13 protein-coding genes and 2 pseudogenes are annotated in these 16,815 nt (G+C 54.8%); 11 read left to right on the top strand and 4 right to left on the bottom strand.

Annotated elements, in window-relative coordinates:
- Window positions 1-10: 10 nt before the first annotated feature.
- On the bottom strand, window positions 11-766 hold the full coding sequence (locus E0L35_RS20920) for an SDR family oxidoreductase (protein ID WP_138801323.1): 756 nt from the start codon (window positions 764-766) through the stop codon (window positions 11-13).
- A 264-nt stretch (window positions 767-1,030) separates the two neighbouring features.
- On the opposite strand from E0L35_RS20920, the gene E0L35_RS20915 reads away from it, so the two are divergent.
- Entirely contained in the window at window positions 1,031-1,417 is a 387-nt protein-coding gene (locus tag E0L35_RS20915) for an NUDIX domain-containing protein (RefSeq protein ID WP_138801322.1), read from the top strand.
- Window positions 1,418-1,547: 130 nt separating this feature from the next.
- On the opposite strand, the gene E0L35_RS20910 is transcribed toward E0L35_RS20915, so the two are convergent.
- Both E0L35_RS20910 and E0L35_RS20905 read right to left on the bottom strand, forming a co-directional pair.
- Window positions 1,548-1,916, bottom strand: a complete 369-nt coding sequence (locus E0L35_RS20910) for a hypothetical protein (protein ID WP_138801321.1) — start codon at window positions 1,914-1,916, stop codon at window positions 1,548-1,550.
- 19 nt (window positions 1,917-1,935) lie between these two features.
- Window positions 1,936-2,592: a TetR/AcrR family transcriptional regulator C-terminal domain-containing protein gene (locus E0L35_RS20905; RefSeq protein ID WP_138801320.1), complete on the bottom strand. Its 657-nt coding sequence runs from the start codon at window positions 2,590-2,592 to the stop codon at window positions 1,936-1,938.
- An 85-nt stretch (window positions 2,593-2,677) separates the two neighbouring features.
- Between E0L35_RS20905 and E0L35_RS20900 the strand changes: the two genes are divergently transcribed.
- The 9 genes and pseudogenes from E0L35_RS20900 (at window position 2,678) to E0L35_RS20855 (ending at window position 14,245) form a co-directional block, all read left to right on the top strand.
- Window positions 2,678-4,114, top strand: a complete 1,437-nt coding sequence (locus E0L35_RS20900; protein ID WP_171051216.1) for an efflux transporter outer membrane subunit — start codon at window positions 2,678-2,680, stop codon at window positions 4,112-4,114.
- Window positions 4,111-5,250, top strand: a complete 1,140-nt coding sequence (locus tag E0L35_RS20895; RefSeq protein WP_138801318.1) for an HlyD family secretion protein — start codon at window positions 4,111-4,113, stop codon at window positions 5,248-5,250. Before E0L35_RS20900 ends, E0L35_RS20895 begins: the two co-directional genes overlap by 4 nt.
- Window positions 5,244-6,785: an MFS transporter gene (locus E0L35_RS20890; protein ID WP_212751703.1), complete on the top strand. Its 1,542-nt coding sequence runs from the start codon at window positions 5,244-5,246 to the stop codon at window positions 6,783-6,785. Before E0L35_RS20895 ends, E0L35_RS20890 begins: the two co-directional genes overlap by 7 nt.
- 97 nt (window positions 6,786-6,882) lie before the next feature.
- Window positions 6,883-7,083 (top strand): LysR family transcriptional regulator, encoded by a 201-nt coding sequence (locus E0L35_RS26900; RefSeq protein WP_171051215.1) that lies wholly within the window; start codon window positions 6,883-6,885, stop codon window positions 7,081-7,083.
- A gap of 346 nt (window positions 7,084-7,429) precedes the next feature.
- Window positions 7,430-7,685: pseudogene (locus E0L35_RS20880) on the top strand (entry exclusion lipoprotein TrbK).
- A gap of 233 nt (window positions 7,686-7,918) precedes the next feature.
- Window positions 7,919-8,179: pseudogene (locus E0L35_RS20875) on the top strand (conjugal transfer protein TraG); the annotation flags it as partial.
- 263 nt (window positions 8,180-8,442) lie between these two features.
- Entirely contained in the window at window positions 8,443-9,252 is an 810-nt protein-coding gene (locus E0L35_RS20865) for a sulfite exporter TauE/SafE family protein (protein WP_138801317.1), read from the top strand.
- 172 nt (window positions 9,253-9,424) lie between these two features.
- The gene (locus E0L35_RS20860) at window positions 9,425-10,348 is read left to right on the top strand and encodes a bifunctional helix-turn-helix transcriptional regulator/GNAT family N-acetyltransferase (RefSeq protein ID WP_022519737.1); all 924 of its coding nucleotides are present in this window, start codon (window positions 9,425-9,427) and stop codon (window positions 10,346-10,348) included.
- A 750-nt stretch (window positions 10,349-11,098) separates the two neighbouring features.
- The gene (locus E0L35_RS20855) at window positions 11,099-14,245 is read left to right on the top strand and encodes an AAA family ATPase (protein ID WP_171051214.1); all 3,147 of its coding nucleotides are present in this window, start codon (window positions 11,099-11,101) and stop codon (window positions 14,243-14,245) included.
- A 16-nt stretch (window positions 14,246-14,261) separates the two neighbouring features.
- Here E0L35_RS20855 and E0L35_RS20850 read toward each other — a convergent pair whose 3' ends face one another.
- Window positions 14,262-15,893, bottom strand: a complete 1,632-nt coding sequence (locus E0L35_RS20850; protein ID WP_249362169.1) for an FAD-dependent oxidoreductase — start codon at window positions 15,891-15,893, stop codon at window positions 14,262-14,264.
- 241 nt (window positions 15,894-16,134) lie between these two features.
- Between E0L35_RS20850 and E0L35_RS20845 the strand changes: the two genes are divergently transcribed.
- Window positions 16,135-16,572 (top strand): VapA/VapB family virulence-associated protein, encoded by a 438-nt coding sequence (locus E0L35_RS20845; protein WP_171051213.1) that lies wholly within the window; start codon window positions 16,135-16,137, stop codon window positions 16,570-16,572.
- The last annotated feature ends 243 nt before the right edge of the window (window positions 16,573-16,815 follow it).

Below are 16,815 nucleotides of genomic sequence, written 5' to 3'. Positions count from 1 at the left end.
GCTATTCTGATCAGATACCTTGCCCACCGGATACTTCAATCCGTTGCCCGTTCACCCAGCGATTGTCGTCGGATAGTAGGCTAGCAATCATAGGCCCGATATCATCGGGTACTCCGACGCGGCCAAGTGCAGTCATATCAGCGAACACTTTGTTAAGATCCGGGGTATCCCTTACGGCCCCCCCTAGAAAGTCGGTTTCGATAGCGCCGGGCGCAACGGTATTTACCGCTATTCCTCGTTCACTAAACTCCTTCGCCATATATCTGGAGAGTACTTCCACAGCCCCTTTTACTGCTGAATATGCAGAGAAGCCCGAGAATGTACCCGTGGTTAGTCCAGAAGATAGGTTTACGATTCTTCCCCTGTCAGCAATCAATGGCAATAAACACTGTGTCAGAAAAAAAACACCCTTGAAATGTACATCAACCAGTCGATCGAACTGTTCTGGGGTGGTGTCGGCAATAGGCGCCATATATCCGTGGCCGGCATTGTTTACTAAGTGATCGAATGTCTCGCGTTGCCATATGTCCTTCAACGATTTTCGTAGCTGTTCGGAAAACTGCCGGAAACCGGCAATATCCTTTGTATCCAATTGCAGAGCAATTGCCTTACGCCCTAGATTCTCAATTTCCTGAACAACTGCCTCGGCGTTTTCTCGACCGCTATGGTAGGTCAGGATCACATCGCTGCCTTTGTGGGCAATGCTGAGCGCAGTATTTCGACCAAGGCCTCGGCTCCCACCTGTAACGATAGCTATACTCGACATGCTTCACCTCCACTATGTATTTATGTAACACCTCGCAATTATTGCGAATACAGTGAAAGAAGGCGCAGCCTGAATCTCGAAGAATGTTGCCTATTTCTCCAAATTTTCCAGCACCGCTAAAATTAGGTTCTGAACGAAAGATCAACTCGTAGGTAGTTGTGGGGGGCTGGAGACTGAGTGATTATAGATCAGTGAAGGAGGAGGAGATTTACTTTTAATGCCTTGTGTTGACGGTTTTTGGTTTAGTTGCTTTCGGAGGGAGTTATGTTTCCAGTATCGATAAAGGGTGTTTTATTTTTGCCGGGCGAGAAAGTGGTGTTGGCATTAAATTCGCGTGATGAGTGGGAGTTGCCGGGTGGACGGATAGACGTTGGGGAAACTTCCGAGCTTTGTCTGGCAAGGGAGTTTAGGGAAGAGCTGAGTATAGATGTTTATGTAAAGGCAATCATTGACACTTATCTATTCGAAGTTATTTCGAATAAACACGTATTTATTGCTACCTATGGTTGTGACCTGTTAGGTGAATTCAAGCCAGTAGTGAGTCATGAGCATGAAAAAATTGCAACGTTTCCTGTTGATGACCTCCCTGCTAACTTGCCTGCTGGTTATGTGAGGTCTATCCATGCATGGCGCTTAATGCTTGCAGCATAGGATGAAAATTCTCGACTTATTTCAACTAAGGAGTCTGCTTTTTATTTTTAAAGCCTGGTTTGGAGATTGAGACTGCCTAGCGTTAGTCGTCGAAGTCACTTATTTTCTGTTATTTTTAGGTAAATTATAGTTAATGCACCTCAAGCAAACTATTCGTTTCAGTGTCGATAGAACTCTCTTCTACGATCCGAATAGGGAACCCAAATGCCTTGCCAAGAGGTGCTAAGGTGATCCGCAGCGATAACGCCACGGTTGGGCTTGTGGCGACGACGATGCTACCTGCGCACACACGCTTGAGTTGTGCCCGGTTACGCTTGAGCCATAGAGCCAGGCGCTTTCTTTCTTCTTTAGTGGATTCCTGTTCCCGGCCAGGGACTTCGCGTGTCAACAGGACGAACTGTTCACTCTGGTGCAGCAAACTATTCAGTTGCGATTCCCAATTGGATGATCCCATAGAAGATATCCAAACCCTTGGAAAGTGGCTGGTGTCGATATGCATATAACAACCCTAGGAATGATTAAAGCCGGTGATGAGGTACGGTGATTTGTTGTTTAATTCCTGCGATGAGCAAATCCAGGCCAGTTGCAAAACGACCGTCGAAATCTTCTGAAAAGATCGCTTCGCGTGCGGCCCAGCTGTGTGGATGTTTCTCTCGCGCTGAGTCGAGAAAAGTCTGTTTGCGTGCAGCCAGATCCAAATTGCTCTCGGGCCCCAGTGCTTGCTCCTCCATCACGAGGCCCAAGAGATAGTAGGTCACAGTGAAACTGGAGGTGGCAGCTAGCTCCGCATCTGCACCTGCTTGCATAAAAGCTGAGATCATAGCTTCGCCGGTACGCAACACGTTGTCGGTGACGACATAGGTGCCTGCGAACACTCGTGCACCATCACGGTGTCGTAACAGCGCTAGTCGAAGTTCTACGGCGACTTGGCGGACACGATCCTCCCATGGCTGTGCTTCGGGTAGATCCTTTGCAACACCGTCAACCAGGGCATCGGCCATACCGTCGATAAGTGATTGTTTATTTTCGAAATGCCAATACAGCGAAGGTGCTTGTATCTGGAGCGCTTGTGCCAGCTTGCGCATCGTAAGCCCTTCAATTCCATATTGGTCAAGTAGTGACAGTGCGGTCTCGATGACCTTGGATCGCTCGATTCGAGGTGCTTTTGTCGCCATGTTCTTTCTCTGTAGAGGTTGACATCTAACATTGTTAGTCTAGCATGCGTGTTATTAGACTAACAGTGTTAGGTTGGTGTTGATGATGAAATACCTCTGTAGCTTTATGTTCGCAGTCACGCTTTCGGGCTGTGCCAGCATGGGGGACGTAGAAAACTCCCAGTCCACTTTGAATACCCCGGAATCTTTTGGGGCCGTGGATATAGAGTGGCATCGGCCATCATCGCATTGGTGGGAGCGTTATCATGATTCCGGTTTGAATGCGCTGATAAATCAAGCGCTTTCCCAGAGTCCTGACATACGGTTGGCCCAAGCACGCGTCTCCCAAGCGGCTGCTGTCGCCAATCAAGCCAGTGCGGAACGTGGGCCCAAGGTGGACGGGAGTGCTCGTGCAACGCGTAAACGTTATGCAGAGCAATACGATGCCGACGCGCCTTTGGCGGGGCATTATGGATCGACTTTTGTTCTTGGGGCTGAAGCTCGCTATACCTTCGATTTCTGGGGGCGGCAGCGTGCTGCCTTAAATGTAGTGCTGGGAGAAAAGGCAGCACGGCAAGCCGAGGTGCAAGATGCAAAGATTTTACTCACCAGTCAGATTGCCGAGAGTTGGTTTGAGCTATCCAGATTGCTGGAGAGAAAAAAGTTAGCTGAGGACGCTCTCGAATTGCGCACCAGAACTCTGCGTATTGTCGAGTCTCGGGTTAAGGCGGGGCTCGATACCGAGGTTGAGCGCTGGCAAGCCGAGGGTGATCTGCCCGCCACGGAACGCGATATTGCTGAGCTCGATGAACGGATCAGCTTGCAACGAAATACGTTGGCAGCCTTGGCAGGGTTACCGATGAAGGCGTTGGCCGATGCGGTGCCAAACGTGGAGCCAGCACGGGAATCCTTCTTACCAGCATCAATACCCGCTGAACTGATTGGCCAGCGCGCCGATGTCGTGGCGGCGCGTTGGCGCGTGGAGGTGGCCACTCAGGGCGTTGAAGTGGCCAAAGCCGATTTTTATCCAAATATTAACTTACGTGCTTTCGCAAGTGTGGCTCGACAAGGTCTTTCTGTGGGGTTGTCTGACTGGTTTGATGCAGGTAGCCGCACCTACAGTATTGAACCTGCCATCAGTTTGCCAATTTTTGATGCTGGCCAATTGCGTGCCCAGCTAAAAGAGCGAGTATCGGACCTTGATGCCGCCGTTGAAATCTACAACCAAGTGTTGCTGGCGGCTGTTCGCGATGCAGCGAATCAGATGGTCTCGTTGGACGCACTGGAACCACAGCTTCAGGCTCAAGAGCGAGCCTTGTCTGCTAGACGTACAGCATTTGATCTAGCTAAGCGGCAATACGCGTCTGGTTTGACGAACTATCTGACCGTGTTGAATGCCCAGAATGCCTTACTTCAAGCACGCAAACAGCAAGCGGATATAAGGTCGCGCGCCTTGGTGCTTGATGCCGAACTCAACCGCGCTTTGGGTGGTGGTTTCGATACCTCAAACTCAACCATACATTTTACGGGTAAGTCATCATGAGCACGTCTGAAGTAGGTAAACGGCGGTCCTGGACTGTGCGTGTGGCACCATGGGTAGGATGTGTTGCCATTTGCGTGTTGGTAGTGCTGGCAACGACACATTGGCGTCACTGGACAAGTAATCGAACGATACAAACGACTCAAAATGCCTTTGTAAAATCGAACTTCGCGATACTGAGTGCCAGGGTCTCAGGGTATATCAACGTATTACCAGTCGGTGATTATCAAGCCGTCCAGGCGGGTGACATTATTGCTCAGATTGATGATGTCGATATTCGGCTCAAGATCTCTGCCAGAGAAGCGGCCCAAGCCAAGGCCCAGGCTGAGTTGGAGAACCTGGATCGAGAGGTGACTCAGCAGCGTGCGCGCATTGAGCAAACTCAGGCCAAAGTGCGCGGGACCGAGGTAAGGGTGCACCAGTATCAAACTAGCCCAGAACGCCAGTCTGGGCTGGTTCAGGAGGGGGCGCTATCCCGTCAAGTGTTTGAAAGAGCCCAGGCAGACTTGGATCACGCTGAAAGTCAACATGATGAGGCGGTTGCAGAATTAGAGCTGGCAAATACTTCGTTGAGTGTTTTAGAAGGCCAAAGAGCCGTCCGTCGAGCCGAGTTGGATGCAGCCACCGCTGATCTCGAAGCTGCTCGCCATGATCTTGACTATACGCGAATTGTGGCACCTTTCGATGGTGTCATTGGCAAGCTGAAAGTTCAGCGTGGCAGCCTGGTCACCACTGGAACGCAAATTGTTTCTCTCGTTCCCTCAGCACGGCCTTACATCATAGCCAATTATAAGGAAACGCAGCTTGCCCATGTGATGGCTGGTCAGCCGGTCGAACTGACCGTCGATGCGTTGCCTGAGATGACGTTCCGAGGCCGTGTGGCGGAAATCTCTCCTATGAGTGGTGGTGAAACCGCATTATTGCCAGCTGACAATGCTTCAGGCAATTTTACCAAGGTCGTGCAGAGAATACCGGTTCGTATTGAACTGGAGCCAGGGCAGGAATCCATCTCGAAGTTGCGGCCGGGTATGTCGGCTGAAACTTCCATCAATACCGAGGGGAAGCTGATAGCGTCTTATCCGCCCTCTTCGTTAGAGATGGTGAGTTCCGCCTCTCGTAAGGGAGCGGGTCAATGGTGAAGCTCCCGGACATGCTTTCCAATACCGTCCGGCCGCGGCCCGTCTTGACCGTAATGGCGATTTTCCTGGGAGCGGTCCTGACGACCTTGCAGGGGCGGCTGTTTTCGATGGCGCTGACCGACCTGCGCGGTCAATTTGGGTTGGATGTGCTGGAGGCTGCGTGGTTGGGTACGGCACTGAATGGTGCCCAGTTGATCACCATGCCGATTGTCCCCTGGCTGGCCACGGTAATCGGTCCGACGCGGGTGTTAGTCGCTCCCAGTCTCGTACTTGGCTTGGTGACCTTGTTGATCCCCATATCCGCGCAAAACTATCCAATGTTACTGATTCTGCACTCCATCACAGGGCTTTGCCTGGGGATTTACCTCCCTCTGACGGTTTCTCTGGCACTACGCAATCTACAGCCACAATTCTGGCTCATGGTCATGGCCGCCTATAGCCTGCGTGTCTCAACGGGAATGGATGCAGGGGTTGGCATCTCGGGATTTTTCGTGGAAGAGATCAGTTGGCACTGGGTTTACTGGACAGCGAGCATTGTCGCACCAATCATTGCTCTATTAACATGGAAAGCGATACCTCTGGCACCTGTAGAGCGTGAAAAGTGGTATGAGGTGGATTGGGGAGGCATGGCTCTATTCTGCAGCGGGTTGGTACTGATTTTTATTGGTCTTGAATCAGCCGAACGCTTGGGGTGGTGGGATTCTGGGCTTGTCGTTTCCTCTTTGACAGGTGGGGGAGTGCTCTTTTCCTCAGCCGTTATGCGTGCAGTAATAACGAAGAGAAACAGATTTGGCGAGCTTATCGGACTGAGCAACTGGAATGTCAGAATCTGCATGGTGATTGCCTGCTTATTTGGCGTTTTGATGACACCTACTTCGCTGCTTATTCCGACATTTATTCAAGAAATGGGAAGTCTCAAGCCACTGCAGGTTAGTACTGCCACTTTCGTTGCATTCAGCGCTTATCTGGCCTCGATACCGTTGGCTATCTTCCTGGCTCGACGGATAGAGGCTCGGCTGCTGATTATTCTAGGGGTCACGGTGATTGCCGTTGTTGCATGGATGGGAGGCGGCATCAGTCATAGCTGGAGAACGGAACAGTTTATCTCAATGCTTGTTTTTCAAGCGCTGGGTGAAAGCATTATGTTGATTGGTTTGATTGCTGCTTTTGTCACAAATATTAACCTGCAGCATACGATAGCGTTGGGTGCTTATATTCCGATCGCTCGTGTAATGACCCCAGTAGTGGCAGGTACTGTTATGTCGACTTGGCTACGGATGGCAGGGGATACGAGTCGTGCTTCACTAAGTATGTATTTGCAGGAAGGAGATCCTGTCGTCGTTGAAAGACTATCCAATATAGGGTTGTCGGGTATTGCACAAGGGCTGACTCGAGAATCACATGTGCTTGGCTATATTAGCGGATTTCACTTGGTATTTTGGGTGAGTGTTTTGTCACTTGCTCTGGCTACACTGCTACGTTCATCGCCTCCTAACCCAATTACTCCTCCGAGAGCCGTTGCAGAAAGGATATAGTTCACTTTCATTGACAAGTAATGGTGTTGGGGGAGGAAGCATGGCCGGGGAGATGCCATGCCGTGGCATTCTTGCACGCTGGCTATGAGGGAGTGGTATGGAACTCCGTCACCTGAGGTGTTTCTTGGCTGTCGCTGAAGAACTTCACTTCGCTCGCGCGGCCGAAAGACTGCACATTGAGCAGTCACCGTTGTCACGCACGATTAAGAAACTAGAAGAAAACCTGAGAGAACAGTTGTTCATCCGCACCAGCCGCAGCACAAGGCTGACCCGCGCGGCATCCATTGCTCTCACATAAGCGTATTCTTCTGGAGGAAGTGCTGCGTTATCCCTTGGTGCTGAGGTCTGTGAAGGCCATGCGCGCCAGATTGATCGCGCCCTGCGACCTGATGATGGCGCTGGTATCGGCCGGTTTTGCCTTGGGATTAGCTGGTGCAACACACATCACGGCTAGTCGTGATGTGTGGCGTGGTGGCCCATCCGCTGTCAGGGCGATCGCCGATGCTGACAACGTATCTGTTGCGTCGGGAAGCGGAGATATCGGATGTCTTGATTCGCTTCATTGAGCGGGTGCAGGGCCTTGCATCATCTGAGGGTATAAGGCTTGTCCCTCCACCCGAACTTGGCTAGGGGGATGTCGAGCTATGAAGCAGGTTATCCCATCACTGCTGGTTGCAGCGCTGTCCGGTTGCGGCCCATCGAAAGCGCCGAGCAAGGTCCGAAGAGCCGACCGTGGACGAGCTGTCCGGCGATTCCAAACAGTTGACGGAGCTGCGTCGGCAGTGCAAGGCGGAGCGGGCCGATGTGTTATGCAACCGAGTCGCCGAAGCCACACGCAAGCGATTCTATGGCGATGGGGAAACGCCCTATACACCACCGGAGGAGTCACCTAAGTTCTGATGTCAGACCACTGACAACAAATTCCTCTTTTCTTTACTGACACGCCGCAACGCGCTCCCGCTTGCGGCGTTTTTATTGTGTTATTTCCGGTATGAAAAGATGTTTTTTTCATCAACTCCATCCCGATAATAGATCTTTGATCGGCACCGGCTCGGCACTGATCCTCGCGTTATACGGCGTTCTTGTGTCGCGATGGAACGAGGCATTAGCGCGAAGATATCGGAGGTCGGTGAATGCACTCTCAGGGCGTATTGTTCGGACAGGTCACTGCCATTTTCGGCATCGTGATTGTCGGTGTTTGGGGCGCCACACAGTGGACCGCCGCCGCCCTGGGCTATCAGCTACGCCTCGGTTCTCCTTGGTTTGATCTCTTCGGCACGCCGGTCTATCACCCTTGGCGACTCTTTGACTGGTGGTTCTTCTTCGGCGCTTATGCGCCGGAGGTCTTCGATATCGGCGGCGCGATTGCGGGTAGCAGTGGTCTGGTCGCCGTCATCCGTATTGACTTCCATCACGCCGCTCATGCCATAGAGAAACTGGGCACGCCGATGGGTATGAAAATCGAGGAGGGTGCCGGGGCGGTAGTCAGTAACGATGGCCACTATGGGCCGTGCCACATGATCCACATCTGAAAGAGGTGTCTTGAGCATTAGCGTTAACCTGGCTGAAACGCGTTGATGGTTGTCCGAGTGACGAATGTCGGCCAATCCTCGCCAGCATATAGTGCCTGCTGTTTCGTTTCATCAGGAGAGTGCCGGTGTATAGCGTATTGCTTCTTTGTGGCGGGTTGGCGGGAGTGACTACCGTGTTGTTCGGTTTCGGTGGTGGGTTTGTGGTGGTTCCCTTGCTGTATACCCTGCTGATTTCCGTCCATGGGCCGGATAGTGGTATCGGTCAGGCGGCCATGCATATCGCGGTGGCCACCTCGACGGCGTTGATGGTATTTGCTGCTTCCCTGTCCACATGGCGCCACCATCTACGGCAGACCGTGCAGTGGCACCTGGTGCGTCCGCTGGTGGGCTATATCGCCGTGGGCGCCGTGCTTGGCGCGGCGGCTGCCGTGTCGTTGAGCGGGGAGTGGGTGCGCTGGGCGTTCATCGGCTATCTGGGCATCACGATTGCGGATGCCGCTCTGCGACCCGGTTTTCTGCATCAGGCGGGGAGTGATGTGCGTCCTATAGGGCGTGGGGTAACGGCGATGACGGGGACATTGATTGGTGCGGTGGCCGCCTTGCTGGGCGTTGGCGGCAGTGTGATGACCGTACCGCTCATGCGCCGTAGAGGCGCAAGTATGACGGCAGCTACTGCCATGGCCAATCCGTTGTCGTTGCCCATGGCGGTGAGTGGCACCGCGACGTATGTGTTGCTGTCGGCAAATCACCCAGCGTTGGGGGACTGGTATGCCGGTTATGTGGATCTGCGCGCCTTGCTGGTACTCGCAGTGGGCTCATGGCTCGGAATCCGCCTGGCATCGACCTGGATCGGACGCATTCCTGACCGTCTTCATGCCAGGGTGTACCTGCTATTGCTGACCATGGTGCTTGTGGTGATGGTTTTTGTTCATTGAGTGTTGCTTGGGAGATGCCTGTTTGGGAGATGTGTGGCGCTTGATATTCAGGTCGTCGCGCAGTCGAGTGAGCTTCGTTTATTTTGTCAGTAGTTTCTTATGAGATCTTGTTGACATGGTTGCCAAAAGCAATTAATTATGTGCTTAAGGCAACTAACTGGAGGCCTCTTCCATGGCCGCAGAACAACGCTTGCATGAGCGAGCTGGAACGGTGCGAAGCTTTAACCGTTTCTACACGCGTCAGATCGGTGTGCTGCACGAGCATTTGCTGGAAAGCCCATTCTCGCTAACGGAGGTTCGCATTCTTTATGAGCTGGCGCATCGGCCGATGCTTACCAGCTCGGATATTTGCCGGGAGCTGGGGCTCAATGCCGGTTACGTGAGCCGGGTGCTGAAAGGCTTCGAGAAGAAGGGGCTCATCACCAGGATCCCCTTGCCCTCCGATCGCCGGGCGGCGCAACTGCAATTGACTGATCATGGGCGGGAAACTTACCTGCCGTTGAGTGATGCGTCCCAGCGCGAAGTTGTTGCCATGCTCAAGCGGCTTTCGGAGCCTGAGCAACACCAGTTGATCGAGGCGATGCATCAAATTGAGAGCCTGCTTGGCGATACCGATTCGAACTACCTGCTGCGCGACCCGCAGCCGGGCGATATGGGATGGATCGTCCATCGGCAGGCGGTTCTTTATGCCCAAGAGTACGGCTGGAACAGTGAATATGAAGCACTGACAGCAGACATCGTCGCCAAGTATCTGCGTGATTATGACCCGCAATGGGAACGGTGCTGGGTCGTCGAGAAGCAAGGAAGTGTCGTTGGTTCCGTGTTCGTCGTTAGGGAGGACGAAGCGACCGCAAAGCTGCGGTTACTCTATGTCGATCCCTGCGCCCGAGGTCTTGGAATAGGTGGCCGTCTTGTCGATGAATGCCTAAGATTCGCCCGCCAAGCTGGCTATAAAAAAATCATCTTGTGGACCAACAGCGTTCTTATTGGTGCGCGAAAAATCTATGAAAGGGCGGGTTTCGAACTGGTTGAGGAAACGCCCCATCACAGCTTCGGCAAGGATCTTGTCGGTCAGGTGTGGAGCCGTGAGCTGTAGTACCCACGTTGCGAAGCATCGCTTTGCCTAGGTAAAGGCCGTATGCCGGACAACAGGGGGCGAGCGCAAACCTTTAAATGATATTGCTAATTTGCCACCGTGGCTCGGCAAGTTGTATGCGTTCAATGACCCAATCCACGAATGCCCGCACGTCAGTATATGTAAAATCTGCACGTAAAGAACGTAAATCATCTTATGCGATACGCCGATTTCCTGGGCTGGCCTGGAAGGCCCCTGAATAACCAGGATTACCTCCAGAATGGATAGCACTAGTGGGAGCCAGTCGAGAAGATAAATCGTGTAGTAACGGCCTTCAGTACCATCAAAATCATAGGCAATAACAAACGGGGTGAGTCTTTTGGCTATCTAATTGCCTCTTTAATGTTGGTTTTAGCGCTACGCATGACCGTCAGCCATAGCTGCATCAAGCTTTTTCTGCTACTGATTCTATTCTACCAAATTCCAGTTAGTATCTGGCTATATTATGAGCCGAATATAAACCATAATCGGCTCATCCTGTGAGCTGAATGGGCGAGGTGGTAGGTCTATGTATTTCTGCTCATCTTTCCTCAAAACTAGTGCCGCTTGCTCTGCACTAGCTCGTAATCTGCTAGGCTTAGTTCCATCTAATACTAAAAAACCATAGGCTTGCACAAAAGCTAGCCAGTCTTTGCACGCCGATTTTTCATGTAAAGCGTGATGCAGTGCCATGGTCGACATTTCCCGCGTGTTCGAGAAAGGAAGGCAATCATGATCGCTCCCCAAGATGGGCGTTTGCGGCTGGATCGCCAGCGCTTGAAGCAGCACCGCAAACGGCTGGGCTTGAGTCAGGAGGCGCTGGCCGAGTACTGCTTCGACCAGCGCCTATGCGTTTCTATTGCTTCGATTAAACGGGCCGAGAGTGGGCGGGCGGTGCTTTATCGCACCGCTCGCCACTTGGCTGAGATCTACGGCGTCGAGGTTGAGGCGCTGTCAGCGAATGCGGAAGAGGCCGCCGCTGTGCCTGCCGCTGATAGCGAGGAGATGGAAAGCGCGCGTGTCTTGATCCAATTGCATGCTGTGGTGGCTGACCAGCCAACCCTGGCGACCTGGGTTCAGCATTTCGGCGGCAGCCTGGCGGAAGAAGGGACGGCCCTGTTTGGGCTGCCCCGGGCTTACCGTAGCGATGCCCAGCGGGGCCTGTTGTGCGCCGCGACCCTGGTGGAACAGGGAGTGGCGAAGGTCGTATATCTCCAGGCTGGCCAATGGCCGTCCGCTACGCCCCCTTCGATAGCGGAGGAGCGGAGCGGTGTTTGGGTTGAGCGCGGGGTGGCGGTGCAGTTGGCGGAACGCTTTATCTTCGATGATGAAGGCGGAGATTGGCTGCGCTACTGCCATCCCCGAGACGAATCTCAGGAGGCCCGCTTCGAACTGGTGGGGCGCCGGGTGCAGTTGGGGCAGCTGCAGGCCATTTTAGAGAGTACCTGTGACTATCAGGCTGGCCATCTGATCTATATTCGCGGCGTGGCGGGCATCGGCAAGACGCGTCTCAGCGCCGAGTTTGCCGAGATGGCGGCGGCGCATGCCGATCATCATCAGGCCGAGGTGTTGGACTTCGGCACGCGTGCCGATGAAGGCCCGTTGATGCAGCTGACTCGTTCGCTGCTTCAAACGTCCGATGAGACGAAAGGTGAAACGATAGACGAAGCGAGCCTGCTCGCTCGCCTTTCGGCGCTGCGTTTGCCCGTGGATCATGCCATGCTGCTGCGCCCCTTGCTGGGGCTGGCTCAGCCAGAGGATGCGCAGCGTCTCTATGCGGCCATGACCCCGGAGACCCGCAGCCAGCGTTTGGTTCTGGCACTGCGCGACACTCTCCTGGCGCGGTCTATTCATCGCCCCCAATTGCTGGTGGTGGAAGACCTTCACTGGGCCGATGAGGCGCTGCTGGGAACCCTGACTGGGCTACTCCAGGAGACCCTGGAAGCGCCGGTGATCTGGCTGTTTACCTCACGCTTAGAGCAGGACCCACTAGAGACCCGTCTAAGGCCACAGTTGCCTGAGTCGCCGCTAACCCTGATCGAACTTCCTCCATTGCGCCCCCAAGAGGCCGAGGCCCTGGTAGCCAGCTTCGGAGCGGTTCCCACCGAGCATGCCTCCCGCCTTGTCACTCAGGCCCAGGGCAATCCGCTGTTTCTGACTCAACTGTTGCTGTTTCATCCCCACTGCAGCTTGCCAGCCAGCCTCGCTAATCTGGTACAGACCAAGCTGGATCAGCTCACCGATCTGGATCGTCGGGCCATGTGCGTCGCCGCCGTTATGGGGCAGCGCTTCTCCCTAGCGTTGCTGCAGGAAGTGGTGGGGCAGGCCGATTATCGACCTGAACTCCCCCAGCGCTACAGTTTGGTACGCCCGCTGGAAGAGGGGAGCTATCGCTTTGTGCATGACCTGATTCTACAGGGCATCTACGAAGGGATTCCAAAAATACAACGCGACCGCCTGCATCTCCGGCTGGCTGAGCTGTATGGTGAAACGGAACTGGGGCTACGTGCGCGCCATCTTCACCGTGCACGTTCCCTGGAAGCACCGAATGCGTTCCTGGAGGCGGTGGCAGCGGAAATGCTGCGTTATCGGCATGAGGAAGCCATGGCGCTGCTGAGACAATGCCGAGCCATCGATTATGCGCCGAAGGATGAGTACCGGTTAGTGCTGCTGCAAGGCCAGGTGGCGATGGCGACCGGGCGCATCCAGGCGGCTCGCGAGCACTTCGAGACGGCGCGCACGTTCGCCCGAGAGGAGTGTCAGCGCATTACCGCGGATCTTTGGCTAGCCCGGGTGCTGAACATGCTCGATGCCCTAGAGGCAGAAGAAGCGATACTCGATGGGCTGTTGCCCCTGGCCGAGATGCTGAAAGACCCTTTGCCCCTAGCTGAAGTGTTTTATCTAAAAGGTAATCTCTATTTCCCCCGGGGCGATTTTGCCACCAGCCGGGCCTACCACACTCGGGCACTGGAGCAGGCCCGATTGGGTGGCGATGTGCATACCGAAATCCAGGCCCTGAGTGGGCTGGGCGATGCGCATTATGCCGAGGGGCAGATGCGCAGCACCTACGAGCTTTTCGACCACTGTGTGGCACTCTGCCGAACTCACGGCCACGCTGACCTAGAGGCCTCTAATTTGTTCATGCTGGGTACGGCTCGTCTTTATGCTAACGAGACCGAGGCGGCGTTGGCCGACTGTTTCGATGCTGCTGAGCTGGGCAAGCGTGTTGGCAATCGGCGTGCTGAAGTGGTGGCTCGGCTAACGGCGTCCTGGGTTCTGATTTCCCAGGGCAATCCCGATGCGGCCGACGAGCAGGTTACACAGGCGCTGGCAGTGGCTCGCGGCCTGGGGTCAGGGCGCTTCGAGGCCTTTCTGTTGGAGAGCCGTGCCCGTATCGAGCTGATCACCGGACGACAGGCTGAGGCGCGAGCCAGTATCGAGCGTGCCTGGCAGTTGGTGGAACAGCACCGTCTGACGGCCTTTATTGGCCCTTGGGTGCTCGGCACTCGGGCGCTGTTGGAAGAGGATCCAGAGGCTCGCTTGGAGACGCTGCAACAGGGTGAAGCGTTGCTGGATGCTGGCTGCGTGGGGCACAACGGCTACCGTTTTTTTGTCACGGCGGCGGAGGTTAGCTTGCTTGACCATCGCCCTTCCGCAGCCCGCCACTATGCCCAGCGCTTGACCCAGCTGATGGCGGCGGAGCCCTGTGCCTGGGGCGAGCATCACCGAGCGCTGATTGAGGCTCACGCTGTTTGGTTGGAGAGCTGCGAAGAGAACGGCGAGTCTAGCGCTCTGGAAGCTTTACGGGATTGCTGGCGCCAGGGCGAAGTGGCTGGTCTGCTGATGACGATGCCTTGTCTGGCTGCCAGCCGTTACTAGTCGTCGCGCGTTATCTTTACGTTGATCCGGTATCCCCCAACAGCAGGGCGATGAGATGCTCTGACTGTTCCAGGCACTGCTCCTGAAGGCCCGCGCCGCGCGCCCAACCGCCAGCAAACAGCAGCGGGCATACGTTCTGGTTTCCCTCGAAGCGTCCTTGGGCGGTGGTTCGGTTATAGCGCTCGATTTCCGCTTGAGCTTCCAGGCAGTTGGCATCCAGTACATTGTGCTTGAACAGGGTCCAGGCTTTGGCTTCCAGAGCGCTGCCCAGTGGCGGCAAGCGGTCTCGGTAGCCAGCTTCGTTTGGCTCAGTGGCTATGGAGTCGTTCAGGGGCGAAGGGCGCCGCTCGAGCATCTCGCGGTGGGGAATCTTGTTGAGATCATCCACCAGAGAGACGAAGTACTGCGGCAGGCCTGCCTGATTGTAATCACTGTTCTCTGCATCGTTCTGGTGGCGGTTGGCTACATAGTCGATACGGTAGGGGAAGAAGGTGTCTTCAGGGTTCCGTACTTCGATATTGTAGGTACGCCATAGGTTGCGATTGGGTGGCAGGCGGGCTGCAGCGGTGTGACAGACGCTGAAGCTGCGGGTGTAGCGCACCTTGCCAAGAATATGCTGAAGGCCTTGCTGGATCTCAGTCAGGCCGTCGCCAAAGGTCAGTATCGGCAGGGCATCTTCAGCATGGGTGGCCATGATTAGAATATCTGCCTGCCAGCGGCGTTCACCTGAAGCGGTACGCTCGGCTAGCGTTGCGCCCTGGGGCGAGAGCCTTGCCTCTACGTCGATGCCGCGCAGGATTTTGACTCTTGGGCCCTGAGTCTCGGGGTTGGCGATATAAGCGGCCAAGGCCTCAAGCCAGTGCTGGGAGCCATGCTCGAAGTAGCGGCGATCTGGGGGCGAGCCACCTTCCTGAATGCGGTAATACTCGAAGGGAGCTTGGAGTGGCATACCGCCCGGGCCGCGATCGTCGGCGAAGTACATGGCCGATATGCGTGGATAGTAGATGGTGTGGCGGATGCGTTCCAGCCGAGCTGGCAGCGCCGGGTCCTGCCAGTCGATGGTGATTTTCAAATGATCCGCTGCGGCTGCCAGCATCTCGACGGGCGTGGCGACACAGCTGTCGAAGAAGTCATCTACCGTATAGCGGGGCGTAATGCGTCCACTCTCCACTAGGTCGATGGCGCTTTGATGCACCACGGTGATCAACGGCGCTAGCTTGCCCCCTTCGGCCTGATTTAGCTCGTGGGCGGGGTCGCTGACACCGCGGGCCAGGTCGCTATCATCGGTCAGGGCTATCGCTCCGTCACGGCTGAAGTAGCTCTCGGTATTCTCTAGCGGCTTCATGCGCTCTAGCTCGCCGATCTCGCTAAGCACCGTGCGCAGGCGATGATAGGTGGCCAAGTTGACATCATTGACCCCTAGGTCGGCCCAGCGCCGATAGGGCGACTCGGGCTTGCCCGGTTGCCGCCGATTGCCGAGGTCGACCCACACCGTTTCGGCGTTGCCGCCAAGCGTGGCTTTGCGCTCGAATAGGGTGATTTCTATCTGCTGGGCTGCTTTGCCACCGAGCTTCTGAAGGTAGTAGGCCAGTGACAGGCCAGAGACGCCGCCGCCGATAATGGCAACCCGAAGCGTTGAAGTGTCCATCGTTATTCTCCTTATGCAGTCGTTTGCTCCAGGATCTTCCAAGAGTTCGTTGCTGCCAAGGGCGCAAGAGAAGCTGATACCGAAGTGATCCGTTGTACTTCGTGTGGCTATTGTTAGCAATATTGGTGATGCCGAGCTGATGCTGTGACTGCGCAGTATCTAAGCTGAAATGCTTAGGGCAGGTAAGCCGCGGTCGATGACCGGCCGCCGATTTCACAACATCCGCATGAGGTATCTAACCATGAATGCTCCTCAAACCATTGATAAAAAACTGATCGCCCACGACTTTCGTGTTGCCATGCATGAAAAACTCGAGCCTGAGCAGATCGATGACGTTGCCGACGCTTTGATGGCTTCCGAGAAGGCCTATCCTGCTACCGGCAGCGTAGCCAGCCTGATCTTCTATCTTAGGTTTCAGGTTAACATCACCGATGGCAAGTCCTTCGATGGCAATGCTGGCGGCATCTCCTCAGCGGGCGGCGGCGCTCTCTTTGGGGATGTCTATACCAAAGATCTCGAACGGCTCTATCGTGATACGGTAAGTTTCGAATTTCAGGGTACGCCAGTCTATCTGAGCATTCTGTTCTTCGACGGCGACAGTAATCTATTGGGCCACTTCCAGTCGGGTGCCGTCTCCACCGTTACCGGCGCTGGCGGTGGCACAGGCAGCTGGAGTTGAGTCTTAGCCGTATGCTGATTCTAAACCTGGGGGCGCCCTCGGCGTTCCCGGGTAACCGCGAGCAAGAACGTCAGCATGCTCTCAATCCATTCTTCACAATCCACTCTTCTCCCCTGATTTCCCTCCACCTATACTTCTCCATCCCAGTTAGCTTTCTGACTAACCTATGAGCCGAATATGAACTCTATTCGGCTCGTGTATCTCTGGGAGCAGCGCCAATTGCGCGAGCAGGCAACCACTAAG

It is taken from the genome of Halomonas sp. ATBC28, from assembly GCF_005937175.1.
Taxonomy (GTDB): domain Bacteria; phylum Pseudomonadota; class Gammaproteobacteria; order Pseudomonadales; family Halomonadaceae; genus Vreelandella; species Vreelandella titanicae.
This window is presented reverse-complemented; position numbering and strand designations above follow the sequence as displayed.

Excerpts from the sequence above, each read along its gene's own strand:
- E0L35_RS20920 (WP_138801323.1), bottom strand. The coding sequence starts at position 766 with ATGTCGAGTATAGCTATCGTTACAGGTGGGAGCCGAGGCCTTGGTCGA.
- E0L35_RS20915 (WP_138801322.1), top strand. The coding sequence starts at position 1,031 with ATGTTTCCAGTATCGATAAAGGGTGTTTTATTTTTGCCGGGCGAGAAA.
- E0L35_RS20910 (WP_138801321.1), bottom strand. The coding sequence starts at position 1,916 with ATGCATATCGACACCAGCCACTTTCCAAGGGTTTGGATATCTTCTATG.
- E0L35_RS20905 (WP_138801320.1), bottom strand. The coding sequence starts at position 2,592 with ATGGCGACAAAAGCACCTCGAATCGAGCGATCCAAGGTCATCGAGACC.
- E0L35_RS20900 (WP_171051216.1), top strand. The coding sequence starts at position 2,678 with ATGAAATACCTCTGTAGCTTTATGTTCGCAGTCACGCTTTCGGGCTGT.
- E0L35_RS20895 (WP_138801318.1), top strand. The coding sequence starts at position 4,111 with ATGAGCACGTCTGAAGTAGGTAAACGGCGGTCCTGGACTGTGCGTGTG.
- E0L35_RS20890 (WP_212751703.1), top strand. The coding sequence starts at position 5,244 with ATGGTGAAGCTCCCGGACATGCTTTCCAATACCGTCCGGCCGCGGCCC.
- E0L35_RS26900 (WP_171051215.1), top strand. The coding sequence starts at position 6,883 with ATGGAACTCCGTCACCTGAGGTGTTTCTTGGCTGTCGCTGAAGAACTT.
- E0L35_RS20860 (WP_022519737.1), top strand. The coding sequence starts at position 9,425 with ATGGCCGCAGAACAACGCTTGCATGAGCGAGCTGGAACGGTGCGAAGC.
- E0L35_RS20855 (WP_171051214.1), top strand. The coding sequence starts at position 11,099 with ATGATCGCTCCCCAAGATGGGCGTTTGCGGCTGGATCGCCAGCGCTTG.
- E0L35_RS20850 (WP_249362169.1), bottom strand. The coding sequence starts at position 15,893 with ATGGACACTTCAACGCTTCGGGTTGCCATTATCGGCGGCGGCGTCTCT.
- E0L35_RS20845 (WP_171051213.1), top strand. The coding sequence starts at position 16,135 with ATGAATGCTCCTCAAACCATTGATAAAAAACTGATCGCCCACGACTTT.